The sequence below is a fragment of the Sphingobacterium griseoflavum genome, from assembly GCF_014653155.1.
GTDB classification, from domain to species: domain Bacteria; phylum Bacteroidota; class Bacteroidia; order Sphingobacteriales; family Sphingobacteriaceae; genus Sphingobacterium; species Sphingobacterium griseoflavum.
This window is the reverse complement of record NZ_BNAF01000014.1, coordinates 87101-101303: the sequence shown is the minus strand read 5'-3', so window position 1 is coordinate 101303 and position 14203 is coordinate 87101. Positions and strand designations below refer to the sequence as shown.

Sequence of the window (14203 nt, the reverse complement as noted above, 5' to 3'; positions counted from 1 at the left end):
CCCAAAGAAGGAGGCCGCAAAGACCAGCAGGATCAGGAAGAACAGAAAATTGAACACCCCGTTGGTGGAAAGTGCGTTGAGCGCATCGCTGCCGAAGGTAATGGAGATGAACATCCCCAGCGCGACATAGATCACAATGATGAACAGCCCATAGAGCAGGGCCTGCGACACCCCTTTGCCGCGGGAGCCCGAGCGCTTGGTGAAGAAGCTCACCGTTAGGGGCACCATCGGGAAGATGCAGGGCATGATGAAAGCGGCGAAGCCACCGATCAGGCCGGCTATAAAGATCCCCCAAAGCGATTGTTTCTCCGGTTTGCTATCCGCCGGCAGACCGGCATCCGACAGCGATACGCTATCTTGGGCCACACTGTCCGCTTCGCCATCCGTAAAAATGAGGTCCTCAGGAACTTCTTGGAGCGAATCTATCTCTCCAACACGAGCCGCTGTATCCGTTGCCCCATCCGTAAACACGACGTCCTCTACAGAAACAAGGCTATCTGCCACCTGCCCAAGTCCAATCAGCGGCAATGTCAACAGCAACCCTAAACATATTTTCCTTAATATTTTCATAATCTATTTCTATAAATTTACCTATCAACTATTATCAAGCTACCGAACGCTGGTAGGTACGGCTATATCATCGGAGCGCTGAGACGTCCGATCGGGTGAAACCCATCGAAACTAACTTCTTGGGCTAGAAAATCGGCTTTGATCGGCTCATCTTTCACCAAATCCGTACTGAGATACTTCTTATTATCATCACATAAAAGTGTGACTACGGTGGCATCAGCTCCTAACTGCTCTTTTAGTTTAATGGCACCAATTACGTTGGCACCAGATGAAATCCCAACAGCCAACCCCAGCTGCTTAGCCAGTTTCTGCGCCATCAGGATGGAATCTCCATCAGAAGCTTGTATGACTTCATCCAGCTGATCCAGTTTCACGATCGCAGGGATAAACTCATCCGAGATACCTTGTATCCGGTGCGATCCGACTTTATAACCGGTTGTTAACGTCGGGCTCTCTGCCGGCTCCAACGGGTGAATCTTCACGGCAGGGTTTATGCCGCGCAGATAATTTCCGACGCCCATCACTGTGCCTCCTGTACCTACACCGGCTACAAATGCATCCGCAGTTTTCCCCACGGTAGCCAGCTGCTCTGCAATCTCTTTTCCCGTAGTCAGCTCATGTGCTTCTGCATTGTATTGGTTTTCAAATTGACGCGGCAGGAAAACGCCGCCCTGTGCAGCCAGTTCCTCACTGAGACGAATGCTTCCCAAAAAGCCTCCTTCTTCTTTACTGACCAGCTGTATATCAGCACCCATACTTTTGATGATATCCATACGTTCCTTGCTTAACCAATTGGGCATAATGATTTTGACCTGATGACCCAATGCTTTACCGATAGCAGAAAATGCTATCCCGGTGTTTCCACTGGTGGCCTCAACGATCATATCCGTGGGCCGGATCGTACAATTCATATAGGCTTTGTATAAAATATAGAGTGCCATCCGATCCTTGATACTACCGGTCAAGTTGTAATTTTCACACTTCACATAAATCTGCCCCTTCTTGCCTCGATAGCTATACTGCAGTTCCAACATCGGCGTATTTCCGACCAAACACCACAGGTGTTTAAACTTACTATCAAGCTTGGGAGACAAGCATTTACTCATTAAGGCTTCCATAAATTGTAATCTAAATATTTTACAAAATTTGTATTTAACAAGATATTATTCAACCTAAATATCGTTATTTAGTAAAATTTATTATACAAAACGGAATATCAAAAATAATTTCGGAATTAAACACTATTTTCGAATACAATCAAGAAAAACGTATGATGGAATTGGACATTGTTGATATTAAATTACTTCGCCTTTTGCAGAAAGATGCTTCGTTAAGTAACAAAGAACTTTCTTACCACCTGAATAAGTCGATCGCCGCTGTGCATGAACGTGTTAAAAAACTGAAAGCCAACGGTTATATCAAACGCACCGTCGCTATCCTGGACAGGAAACGTGTCGGCATCGATTTGATCTCGTTCTCCCAAGTGTTTTTAAAGGCCCACACCGCTGAAGTGCTAAATGAGTTTGAAATGGAGGTTGCTAAATTCCCGGAGGTTATGGAGTGTTACCAAATGGCTGGCTCCTATGATTTTATGTTGCGTATTGCGACACGTGACATGGAGGCTTATCATATCTTTTTAAGGCACAAGTTGGCTGTGCTGCCACACGTAAGTACCGTACAGACGTATTTCGTGCTATCGGAAACGAAAAGTGAAACGGCCTATCCGATTTAGGGTGAAATGATAGGCGGATGCAAAAAAGGAATTTCGTTTCTGGAACACTATACTTTCCAACAGGTGTCGCCTGTTGAAAAGTATAGTGAGAAGGGAGTGTCAAATTACCATCCTGGATTTTGCGATAACTCGACACCATTGCTATTATAAAGCGAAATCTGATCGATCGGAATTGGATCGAGATAATATTTCTCGTTGACCAACCGCTTAATCGCATTAGAGGGAATAATATATCCTTCGGTTGAACCATCGATTGTAATGCCATTTAGCTGGCTTGCTGGATAATTTGCTTTGACAATATAAGCTCCTCGATTGATCGTGGGATTTTTATCAGTGTCTGCATAATCCAGCTTTTTCCAACGCCGTAAATCATTTAATCGCATCCCTTCGAACATCAGTTCGGACCGTCTTTCACGGCGAATTTCCCAAAGGATACTGGAAACACTGATATCGCGCGCAGGGTCATTATATGGCGTGCCGTTCACTGCAGGTTGGTTGGCAACGATCTCCAAACGCGGAAGCCCTACGCCATTTCTGCTCCGCAGCACATTGATTGATCGATCGATATCTTGCTGTGTCAAGACACCCAGCTCTGCGGTAGCTTCTGCATAATTCAACAAAACTTCGCCATATCGAATGATAGGTGCATCCGTGATATTTAATTGTCCGCTACCAATGGGAAGATTTCGAAGACTTTCATTCAAAAATTTATGTACGGAATAACCAGAGAATGCATAGTTGGACACCGTGTTTAACATGCGTAGTTGCGGAACTATAGTCTGCGTCATGCGGCCATCACGATTTGCCAATGCGTCCTGTACCGTTTTGTCGCCATTGTAACGACTAGAAAGGCCTATAGGAAGACCATCGGAAAGGAGATAGCTATCAATCGCATTCTTTGAGGCTCCCGCCTGAGGCTCTAGGTTATTAAAAGACATTAAGCTATGCTGCAACACCCCTTCCGCATACTCTTTAAAAAGAATGACCTCCGGATTGCCTTTAAGCGACTCCGAACTAAACAGCCCGCGGTAGTCGTTAGACAGGCTAAAAGCGCCACTGTTGATAACTTGCTCCGCGGCCCATCTAGACGCTTCTAAATATTCTTTTGATTTGGCCTCGTCGATTTGGTGATATTTTAGCCAAGTACCCTCAAATAGAAACACGCGCGACATATAGGCTAACACAACATATTTATTGACGGCCTGCTGTGCTGGGCCATCGGTAGTCCGGACACTTTCAGCGGCAAACCTGAAGTCTTCCAGAACCTTATCCATAACGATTATTCGCGAATCTCGTTTCTTATACAATGCTGGATCATTTTCGTCCAATACGCGGTCAATGTAGGGCACGTCCCCGAAAACATTGACAAAATTCGCATATTCAAGTCCCCGGAAAAAACGTCCTATCCCCAGCCAATGATCTTGCACCTCTTCCGCAAGATTGGCTTTAGGAACACTTTCTATGAAGTGATTTGCTTTGCGGATACGCGAATAATAGGAAGTTACGCCGATGGGCGTTTGGCTGGTAGGTAGAGCCGGAGACCAGCCTCCGCCAGAAGTAGGGACATTTTGTATAAATTCGGTAATGATGTTTTCATTGGGGGTCTGCGGCGCGAAATCATCATTGATAAATTGCCCTGCGAAATACGAACCCCAAGCGAATCCTTGGCCATAACCGCGAAAATAATAGTTATAAAAACCATACGTATATGTCCGGATATTATTTTCGGACGACCAAAAAGCTGGATCGGTCAATTGATCTAGCGGATCCTTGGTCAAAAAATCATCTCCTAAAAAATCTTTCGAGCAAGACGACATCGATAGAACGCCTGCTAACGCGATATATTTTAATAGTTTCATAGCTTAAAATGTTAATTGTAGTCCCAATGAAAAAGTTCTACGATACGGATAAGAACGGCCGAAAGAATTCGGATCTCGTATACCATTTTCCGTATAGTCCGTTTCCGGATCAATCGGAATGTTCAAGTTGTCGAATTCCATTAAGTTCTCACCCGAGAAAAAGACCCTAAATTTGGAAATTTTAGCTTTCTCTAATACCGTGGCCGGGATGGTATACCCAAGTGTCAGGTTTTTTAACCGTAGATAGGACATGTCTAACAGATATTGTGTCTGGGGCATATGGTTCATAGACGTATTGCTCTGGTTCTGATTTGTTGGCCGATAGTAGAATGCACCCGTATTTTCCGGCGTCCAATAGTCCATCTGATGTGCATACCATGCTTCTGCAGGACGCCACCCTGGCACGGCGAAATCTCCGCCTACCCAATTATCGCGCTGGCCAACACCCTGAAGAAAGAAGCCTAAATCAAAACCTTTAAATGCGAAGTCTGCACGAAAGCCATATTGGTAACGCGGATTAGCATTACCAATAATCCTTCTATCGCCGGGATTTTCAACGGTTCCGTCGCCCACACCGATCACCCCGTCACCGTTCAGATCTCTATATTTTACATCGCCTGGCCCGTATTTAAATGTCGCGGTTTCATAAAATGCCTGTGATGGAATGCCCTCTTTTAAGGTGTAGGTACCGTCGCTATTGATATGGAAATCATCTACCTGAAATAAGCGATCCGTCTCATATCCCCAAATTTCGCCGATTACCTTCCCTGTATAGTTGGAGGAAGTTCCGTTGGCATTGATCTGTGCCTGCCCATCAAATTTGGTAATACGCTCCGTGTAGTCGGATAGCTGACCCGCCAACCGCATGGTGAGACCATTATTAAAGCTATGGTTATAGGCTAGTTCCAACTCCCAGCCATTTGTTTGCATTTCGCCGAAATTGCGCAGTGGCGATGGAGCTCCAAAGCTCGACGGCAGGATCACACCGCCTGTAATTAGGTCAGAAACCGTCCTTCTGTAGCGATTAAATGTAACATTCAGTTTATTGCTAAAAAAAGCAGCATCTATTCCGATCTCTTGTGTGGTTACCGTTTCCCAAGTTAGATCTTGCGACACGATGGAAGGTGTCGTCATAGTATTCTGATTGACGCCATCGATTACCCAATTTGTGGGTGCCTGACTCAACGTAGAAAGATATAACCCTGTGGGCACAGTTTGGTTTCCGACACTGCCCCAGGAAGCCCTCAATTTTAGGAAATTGAGATAGGGCTTAGACCAGTCCATGAATGCCTCCTGCGAGAGTACATAACCAGCAGATATCGCTGGAAAAAATCCCCAAACATTATCCGCGTTGAAGCGTGAAGACCCATCGTACCTAGCCAACACTTCAAGTAGATATTTATTGTCATAATCGTAATTAACGCGTCCAAAAAAGCCCAATGTGGACCAATGCGAAGCTCCGGAGCTCGTCGACATTTCGCCGGTGGCCAAACCTAGCTGCGGATAATTCTGGTCGAGAAGACCGAGCCGCTGCCCCCATATATTGTCGGATTTGAAAAGCTCTGCGTTTGCACCGGCCATAACTTTGAAGTTGTGTTGCTCCACGCTCTTGTCATAGGTTGCATACATATTCGCAACATGCCTGTCTCGTATCGTGCGTTCTTTCCGAGCGCGGTTATATGCGGCGCCAGTGTAGGTAAGGTATTCAAACTCGTTTTTATTCCAAAAATCCCATCCGGTAACGGTGCCTCCATTTTCGTCAAATCTGGTAAGAAACTGAGAGTAGGTATAATCCGCGTCAAGGGTTAGTCCGGGCATGATCTTGGCCTGCCCACCAAACGTAAAACGTGCCATATTGAAGTTTCTTTCATTCATATTGGCCTGTTGCACATCCGTTATGGCATTTCGCATAGGAAGTCCATCAATGGTTCCGTAGGGAAAGTTTCGTGGCCACCGATATAAATAAAAGAGGGGCTCGTAAACGTCTCCATTAAAAGAAAAAGGTTTACTCACGTCAGATGCCGTATATAAAATTTTTGCGAAACCTGTCAGCCAATCAGTCAGATCGGCATTTATACCCAAATTGAAATTGTAGCGGTTATATTTATCGGTATTATCCTTTAAAATACCGGTCTGCGAAATCATGCCAAACCCCGCATTGTAATTAATTTTTTCGGATCCACCTGAAATGCTCAGATTATGATTTTGTTGCGGGGTATATTTTTTCATAAACATATCTTCCGCATCCCAGGTACGATGGAAATACAAGTAGCCATCCTTGACTTCATAATCCCGGCCTTCCAGCATATCTAATCCGAGCGTTTGCCCACCATACAACCGTTCCCATTCTTCCATCTTTTGAATCGCATATTCATCATAGCGGGTACCTAGATTAACATAGCCCGCGAGCGCAGGGTTAGTGCGCTGCATAGCAAGCAATCCCGCCCGAGCACCTTCGGCGCCACCAGCAATGACAGGGGTCGTAGTAAGGGTTTGCAAGGCGAAATTATTGGCATAGTTTATCGCTGTCTTTGTATTTCTTTTTCCAGACTTTGTCTTGATCAATATCACACCCCATGCAGCTCTGGATCCATAAATTGCCGCAGACGCATCCTTAACAACCGACATTGTCTCAATGTCTGTCGGGTTAATCATGGACAAACTGGGCACTTCCACCCCGTCGACAAGAATGAGCGGGGAGGCACCTCCCTGCGTTTGTAATGATCCTGTCACACCGCGTAGACGTATAGTCGGATCACCACCTAAGTCGCCGCTCGGCGTGGAAATTGACAAGCCAGACACAGCGCCTTGCAGCGCTCTTCCCACATCGGTAATCGGACGCGTCTCGAAGGTTTTTTCCGTATCTACGGTAGAAACCGCCCCCGTGACATTCGCTCGCTTTTGCGTCCCATAGCCTACCACAACAACTTCATCAACTGTGCGGGAATCAGACTGCATTTCCACCTGCATAGGGTTAGCGCTAACTACTAACTCCATTACTCCATATCCTACGCTACTGAACTGCAAAGTCGACCCTACGGGAGCTACAATTGAGAACTGCCCCTTTTCGTCGGTTTGGGTAGAGATAGCAGACCCGACGAGCGACACTGTCACGCCAGCTAACGGACCGTTCAAATCTACTACGGTACCGGTGGCGGTATGCTGCTGCGCAGCCATGGAGGTACGCCAGTCTGTGCTAGACGTAGCGCTAAGTCCTGCTTTCGGCACACTTGCTTGCGAATGCAGGACTATGCCAAATGCAGCAGAAAAAAGTAATGATCTTCGCATATTAAAGTTGTTAGTTTATTTTTATCGTATAGTTTTTATAAAAGCTAGTATTCAAGATTCTCGAAAAACAGATATTTTATTTATGCGTCTCCTTAAGCATATAAACCACTAACTTATCCTGCGACAATCTATTCTCCGTTTGTCAGCAGGAGTAAATGATCGGACAGCGGATATGGTAAATTTAGATAAGCTACTGCTCCTCAAAAACACGAACTATTTACATAAAATTAGTAAAAAAATGCACAATCATGCACATTTGTAGAATTATTTAACAGATTATGTTTATTTTAGTGTAAACGAGTCACAAAAACCAGTACAAACTTGCACCTTGACCTATAGCCTGCGATAGCATATAAAAGCACAGGAAGATAATCATATATGCTTATCTAGGTACAGATCCAGATCTTACAAACGTACTGAAGGCTATGGTTTATATCAGCAAAGCATGATCGTTTGCTTTGTTCTGTATAACTTGGTGCACCATCTTCGATAGATATTGAAGTCCTTGCGTTTTCTTGCCTATTTGAAAATTTATTCTTACTTTACGGCGAGAAAAATTGACAAACTGGCCAGTCAGTTTTGCATTATTAATAAACTAAAACGCCTTTACCGCGTTTTCAACGTTAAAAATTTACCGTCCTTATTATCATGAAAATTACGCTAACTACCTTTTTATGCCTTTTACTCTCTTACGCAGCGACAGCACAAATCATTCCTGGCGCAGATCGAATAACAGAGTACCTTGATTACATAAAAGGCAAAAGAATTGGGATGGTTGTTAACCCAACATCTCGGATAGGCGAAAAGTCAAGCGTCGACAGCTTATTGACATTGGGTGTGAACATCGTCAAGGTATTCGGTCCTGAACATGGTTTTCGTGGAGATGTTGGAGCGGGTGTCAAGGTGAAAGATGCTGTTGATCCAATAACAGGGGTTAAGGTTGTGTCACTCTATGGAAAAACAAGCAAACCAACCAAAGAAATGTTGGAAGATGTTGACCTGATGATTTTCGACATACAAGATATTGGAGTTAGATACTTTACCTATGTAGCGACGATGCATAGGGTTATGGAAGCCTGTGCAGAGCATGGCAAAGAACTATTGATATTGGACAGACCTAATCCAAATGGATACTTTATAGATGGTCCCATATTGGATATGGCCTACAAATCTGACATCGGCATGCATCCCGTACCAATTACCCATGGGATGACCGTAGGCGAATACGCACATATGATTAATGGCGAGGGCTGGTTGGCTAATGGCATCAAGTGCCCGCTTAAAGTTATTCCCGTGGCAAACTATACGCATGACATGGAATACATCCCTTCTGTTAATATGTCTCCGAATATCAACACTTATCAGGCTGTTATCTTATATCCTTCGACTTGCCTGTTTGAAGGCACCGTGTTAAGCGAGGGACGCGGCACGCTTTTTCCATTCACGGTGATGGGAGCCCCAGAATACAAACATATATATACATTTTCCTTCACCCCCAAAAGCATCCCGCACATGAGCGCTACGCCGATCTATTTGGAAAAGACCTGCTACGGCTTGGATTTAAGAACTGTAGATCTGAAACGTTTAAGAGCAGCCAAAGCCATCAACTTATCTTGGCTTATAGAGACCTATAATAGCCATCCGAATAAGAAAATATTCTTCGACTACAAGCAAAGTAAGGAAATTGTCGTTTTTGACAAGTTAGCTGGGGGACCGCTATTGAAACAACAGATAATGGATGGCATGAGCGCGGAAGAGATAAGGGAGAGCTGGAAGCCAGGACTCGAAAAATACAAGTTGATGCGGAACAAATACGTATTATATAAATAGAAGCTCAATGGCGACAACAACTTTACACGACTTGTAGTCGTCTTGATGGAACACCGCTAGCCAATACCTGATGACCATTGGATAAGCTGCGGAATCGTTTTGTTCGCATTTAACATGCGGTCATCACATGTACAATGTAGACCGGATAATAACGCGTAAAATCCCTATTCACACATTGCCCCCAAGAAGTCTTTGAACTTTTGGGGGCAATGTGTGAAAGATAGCTACGCTATCTGATGTGGGAAATACTGGGTTCGAACCAGTGACCCCTACCTTGTCGAGGTAGTGCTCTAAACCAGCTGAGCTAATTTCCCCTTTATCGAATTTCTTCGCGTGGCACAAAGATACATTTTTTAGGGATTTGCAAAAAGAATCTTACAAATTATTCTAAAATACACGGCTTCCTTTTTCCAGCTTTCCTGGTGATGTTGCCCAAAGCAATATAAATGTGGTCAATCCATTGTACACGATAAGCTCAAAACCTATGCGATAGGCGGTATTCGGAACGATGTAATACGTATTCAGCGCAAACCAAATTGCTGGCGATAACAGACAGAAATACGGCACCCATTGATCTTTCACCTCATATCGGGTCAGGATGCCGAAAGCAAATAAACCCAATAGAGGTCCGTAGGTATAACTTGCGGCCGTGAATATCGCTGTAACGACTGAATCGTCGTTGATCAACCTGAAAACGAGGATAACCAGCAGCATCACCACACTAAAAACAAAATGTACGATATTTCGCTGCCGCACCAACTTGGGATCGTTCGGATTCTCTTTTTTATTAAAATTCAAAAAGTCTACGCAATATGACGTGGTCAATGCCGTGAGGGCCGAGTCTGTGGTCGCAAAAGTAGCGGCCGTCAATCCCATCATAAAGATGATCCCCGCTGCTAGGGAAAGATGGTGTAAGGCAATCTCTGGATAAAGGTAATCCGGCGTGCGCAGCATGGAAATGTCAATTCCTTTTTCGGCAACATAGATGTACAGCAGCGCACCCACAGCCAAAAAGAAAAGGTTGATCACTACGAATATGGACGTAAAAGTGAGCATATTTTTTTGCGCTTCGCCAATCGTGCGCATACTTAAATTTTTCTGCATGAGATCCTGATCCAAACCGGTCATCGCTATTGTTGCAAACGCACCGCCCACCACGTGTTTCCAAAAATGATTCTTGTTCCCCAACAGGTCTTCCCAAACTATAATTTGTGCATACGAGCTATCCTTCACACGTTCGAAAGCATCCAGCACCGACAGGCCAAGACCATCTGCCATAAAATAAATCGATAAAATTACGGCCAATAGCAAACAGAATGTCTGTAAGGTGTCTGTAATGATAATGGTCTTCAATCCGCCTTTGTTTGTATAAAGCCAAATCAACAACAGGCACCCTGCTACGGTTATGCCAAAAGGAACTTCCCAAGCGTCAAAAATAAATTTTTGAAGAATGATGGCCACGAGATACAGCCGAAATGCCGAGCCCACCGTACGTGATACCAAAAAGATCATCGCTCCTGTTTTGTAGCTCTTATGCCCCAAACGCTCCTCCAAATAGGTGTAGATCGAGGTTAGGTTCATGCGGTAATAAAGTGGTAGCAAGACATATGCGATGACCAAAAAACCTAATGCGTTGCCCAGCACAAATTGAAAATAGCTAAAATTTGTCGTTCCTACGGCGCCAGGAACGGATATGAAAGTCACACCGGAAAGCGCTGTACCAATCATGCCGAAAGCAACCATATACCATTTGGAGTTACGGTTAGCCACAAAAAAAGTAGCATTATCCGAAGCGTTTCTCGATGTAAAATAAGAAACGGCCAAGAGCAGTCCAAAATAAACAAATAAAAAGGTCAGTAGTATGTAGGGTGACATGTTGGATTGAGTAGGAAATTGTGATCAGTAGGTTTACAATAGTGCAATGTGCTGCCGCGTTTACGCTTTGTAAGCGCGGCTGTTTTCGATGGCTTCACGAACATTACCGTAACGTTCGAGCAATAATGTAGCGGTCTCCTCGTCGGCGCCGGTTTCATCCATTACCATCCGCACGCCACGCGCCACCAATTTGATGTTTGATAGTTGCATATCCACCATTTTGTTGCCCTTCACGCGTCCCAATCGAATCATCACGGCCGTGCTCAACATATTAAGCACCAGTTTTTGGGCAGTTCCTGATTTCATTCGGGTAGATCCGGTCACGAACTCCGGGCCAACGACGACTTCGACTGGATACTGGGCCACCTCTGCAATGGGCGAGCCACTGTTGCAAACGATACATCCTGTAATCATCCCTTCTTTATTCGCACGGCTAAGGCCCCCGATAACATAGGGTGTAGTTCCAGAAGCCGCAATGCCAATGACGACGTCGTTCTTGCTCATGCCATACTCCTGCATATCCACCCATGCCTGTTCCTGATCGTCCTCCGCAAATTCTACAGCCTTTCTTATTGCCTGGTCGCCTCCTGCAATAAGGCCAATAACCCAATCAAATGGCACGCCGAAAGTTGGCGGACATTCCGAGGCATCCAAAATGCCGAGACGCCCGCTTGTGCCAGCGCCGATGTAGAATAAACGACCTCCCTGACTCATCTTTTCCACCGTGATGGACACCAGCTCCTCCAGTTGTGGAATTGCTTTTTCCACCGCGAGGGGTACCGATCTATCTTCCTTGTTCATGTTTGTTAAAAGATCATGAACAGACATTTTATCCAAGTCCTGATAATTAGACTCCTTTTCCGTAACTCGTATCATATTAAAAAGCAAATTCTACAACCATACAAATATGCGAATTTCAAATTGAAAGACGCACAAAAACGCAACCCTTTTTTATTTTTCCCCTGTACCCGTTCAACATGCTATTGGTTATCCATTGATATTCCATATCAAACATAGATAAATTTATAGGCATTTGTAATTGACCTCAGAAAAAAAGTAATTTTTTTGCTATCAAATTACGCTATGCACAAATTCAGCTAGGAATGGAAGGCTCGGATCCTGAACGAAACTGTCCAATAGACAGATGTACAGCATATTTACCTTAATTTTAGCTTGACGATACTTCCATCCATCGATGAGATGACCATGTACTTCCCTTTCATGGTATAGATCGGATTGATCATCGTGTTGGAGATCTTATATTGCCAAAGCAAATTTCCGCTTGCCGCATCAACGCCCGACAATAATCCTGAATGGCTCGGAACAAGCACCTGCCTCCCAAGAGTTTCGATCGCTGTCGGATTTAATTCATACGGAAGCTGCAAGTTCGAGCGCCAAGCAATGCGCATTTCATCTGCCTGTGCAGCTATGCCCAGCAAGTTGCCGTCCATTGTTTTCACATAGATATACTTATGATCTCGAGACAATCCCATGGACTCCCGCACGCGTATATCAGGCATTTTTTCACGCCATATAACCTTTCCGCTATGAACATCAAGGCATGTCATATATCGATCGGGTGCCACAACGAAAACGCGATTATGCACAACCACCGGATAGCAGGCCGCCGCAGACAACATACGACTTGAACTCCCATTATTCCAGCTCCATACCAGCTGCCCACTGCGTTGGTCTAATGCATAAAAACCATTGCCCCAAGAACCGAAAATAACTAAATTGCCGTGCAGCGTCGGCTTTGCGGATACGTATCCACTAACTTTGTCAAAAGTCCATTTAAGCTGACCAGAAGAAACATCAATCGCACGAAAAATACCGTCCGAAGAACCGATGAACGCTGTCCCGTCCGCTATAGCAGGACTTCCAAGCACAGCCTTATCCGCCTTAAGGCGCCATTTTTCCTTTCCATCTCTTGCACGGAGCCCGTAAATATAACCATCCGAAGAACCTACAACGACTACTCCCCGCCAAACAGCTGGGGTAGCGTAGACCTTTCCACCGGTGTTATACGTCCAAATTTTTTTACCTGTTTCACTGTCGATCGCATAAACCAACCCGCTGGTGTTACCGGTGATCAACAACCGTTTGTATGCTGCAAAACCAGCGCCCAAATCGGACCCGTCCTCATATCGCCATACGGCAGCTACTTGATCTTTATATTTTTCATTGACCGAGTAATCTGGTCTTTTAAAGGTTGTCGTTTCTTGTGCGAACCCGTGATTGCGCAAATCCACCTGTAACCAGGATTCGTTTGTGGCCACTAATGGTTTCCGAACGCGATAAACAGCCTTCCCATCGGCTATCGATATGATATTGTAACCGCCAACTGAATCTTTTGCCCGTAGGTTGGATCGCCCCATTACACCGGGGATACCTTCCCAGTCATATAACTTGTTGTTATGCCCATGTCCGCAGAGAATAAGCTGCACATTGCGTTGCTTAAGCCGATCAATCGCCTCATACCAATTATTCAGCGAAGAATCCTGTGGATAGTGATTGATATAGATCAGCGGTGTTTCCACATCCGGATGGGCGGCGAAAACGGAGTCCATCCAAACGAGATTTTCCCGTGGAACCTGCCCTGGTCCCATACGCATGTTTGGGCCAGAAGCTGTTCCCAAGAACATAAATCCTTTATGCCGGAAGAAGAAGGTCTCCCCGCCGAAAACCTTTCGAAAAGAATTTGCACCACTCTCGGACCAGTTGCTATCGTGGTTTCCCGGAATGACATACAAAGGCAAGTGCAGACTGTCTAAAATCTGTTTGGCCAATTGGAGCTCATCATCTGAACCAAATTCAGTGACATCACCCGACAAGATCACGAAATCTAAGTCCTGCTGTTGGTTAAGATCTCGGACAGTGCGTCGCAGGTCTTCCGCTCCCGTAGCTCCCCCCACATGCGTATCCGTGACCTGTGCAAATTTAAACGGCTGCTGTGCACATGCCCATTTTGGTATTCCCGCCAACAGGTAGCACGCAATCGTGACGCTCCAAAAGAAATATATTGTAGACAATCTACTAAAAGCCATAA

At 45.0% G+C, this 14203-nt stretch carries 8 protein-coding genes, 1 tRNA gene and 1 pseudogene; 2 read left to right on the top strand and 8 right to left on the bottom strand.

What is annotated here, in order from left to right:
- Nucleotides 1-570: pseudogene (locus tag IE165_RS16615) on the bottom strand (hypothetical protein); the annotation flags it as partial.
- Nucleotides 571-632: 62 nt separating this feature from the next.
- Nucleotides 633-1688, bottom strand: coding sequence for a PLP-dependent cysteine synthase family protein (locus IE165_RS16610; RefSeq protein ID WP_189627773.1), 1056 nt, complete (start codon nt 1686-1688; stop codon nt 633-635).
- 152 nt (nt 1689-1840) lie between these two features.
- Here IE165_RS16610 and IE165_RS16605 point away from each other — a divergent pair, with 152 nt between their 5' ends.
- Nucleotides 1841-2302: an Lrp/AsnC family transcriptional regulator gene (locus tag IE165_RS16605; RefSeq protein ID WP_189627772.1), complete on the top strand. Its 462-nt coding sequence runs from the start codon at nt 1841-1843 to the stop codon at nt 2300-2302.
- Between the two features lie 104 nt (nt 2303-2406).
- Here IE165_RS16605 and IE165_RS16600 read toward each other — a convergent pair whose 3' ends face one another.
- Both IE165_RS16600 and IE165_RS16595 read right to left on the bottom strand, forming a co-directional pair.
- Complete coding sequence (locus IE165_RS16600) at nt 2407-4161, bottom strand: RagB/SusD family nutrient uptake outer membrane protein (RefSeq protein WP_189627771.1); 1755 nt, start codon at nt 4159-4161, stop codon at nt 2407-2409.
- Between the two features lie 3 nt (nt 4162-4164).
- Nucleotides 4165-7449: a SusC/RagA family TonB-linked outer membrane protein gene (locus IE165_RS16595; RefSeq protein WP_189627770.1), complete on the bottom strand. Its 3285-nt coding sequence runs from the start codon at nt 7447-7449 to the stop codon at nt 4165-4167.
- A 648-nt stretch (nt 7450-8097) separates the two neighbouring features.
- Between IE165_RS16595 and IE165_RS16590 the strand changes: the two genes are divergently transcribed.
- The gene (locus tag IE165_RS16590) at nt 8098-9279 is read left to right on the top strand and encodes an exo-beta-N-acetylmuramidase NamZ family protein (protein ID WP_189627769.1); all 1182 of its coding nucleotides are present in this window, start codon (nt 8098-8100) and stop codon (nt 9277-9279) included.
- 239 nt (nt 9280-9518) lie between these two features.
- Here the strand turns inward: IE165_RS16590 and IE165_RS16585 are convergent.
- The 4 genes from IE165_RS16585 to IE165_RS16570 form a co-directional block, all read right to left on the bottom strand.
- Nucleotides 9519-9593, bottom strand: a tRNA-Val gene (locus tag IE165_RS16585).
- Between the two features lie 73 nt (nt 9594-9666).
- Nucleotides 9667-11154, bottom strand: coding sequence for a sodium:solute symporter (locus tag IE165_RS16580; RefSeq protein WP_189627768.1), 1488 nt, complete (start codon nt 11152-11154; stop codon nt 9667-9669).
- A gap of 60 nt (nt 11155-11214) precedes the next feature.
- Nucleotides 11215-12030: an N-acetylmuramic acid 6-phosphate etherase gene (gene murQ / locus IE165_RS16575; RefSeq protein ID WP_189627767.1), complete on the bottom strand. Its 816-nt coding sequence runs from the start codon at nt 12028-12030 to the stop codon at nt 11215-11217.
- Nucleotides 12031-12311: 281 nt separating this feature from the next.
- The gene (locus IE165_RS16570; RefSeq protein WP_189627766.1) at nt 12312-14201 is read right to left on the bottom strand and encodes an outer membrane protein assembly factor BamB family protein; all 1890 of its coding nucleotides are present in this window, start codon (nt 14199-14201) and stop codon (nt 12312-12314) included.
- Nucleotides 14202-14203 lie beyond the last annotated feature (2 nt).

Coding starts and splice junctions, on each gene's coding strand:
- IE165_RS16610 (WP_189627773.1), bottom strand. CDS start 1,688: ATGGAAGCCTTAATGAGTAAATGCTTGTCTCCCAAGCTTGATAGTAAG.
- IE165_RS16605 (WP_189627772.1), top strand. CDS start 1,841: ATGATGGAATTGGACATTGTTGATATTAAATTACTTCGCCTTTTGCAG.
- IE165_RS16600 (WP_189627771.1), bottom strand. CDS start 4,161: ATGAAACTATTAAAATATATCGCGTTAGCAGGCGTTCTATCGATGTCG.
- IE165_RS16595 (WP_189627770.1), bottom strand. CDS start 7,449: ATGCGAAGATCATTACTTTTTTCTGCTGCATTTGGCATAGTCCTGCAT.
- IE165_RS16590 (WP_189627769.1), top strand. CDS start 8,098: ATGAAAATTACGCTAACTACCTTTTTATGCCTTTTACTCTCTTACGCA.
- IE165_RS16580 (WP_189627768.1), bottom strand. CDS start 11,154: ATGTCACCCTACATACTACTGACCTTTTTATTTGTTTATTTTGGACTG.
- murQ (WP_189627767.1), bottom strand. CDS start 12,030: ATGATACGAGTTACGGAAAAGGAGTCTAATTATCAGGACTTGGATAAA.
- IE165_RS16570 (WP_189627766.1), bottom strand. CDS start 14,201: ATGGCTTTTAGTAGATTGTCTACAATATATTTCTTTTGGAGCGTCACG.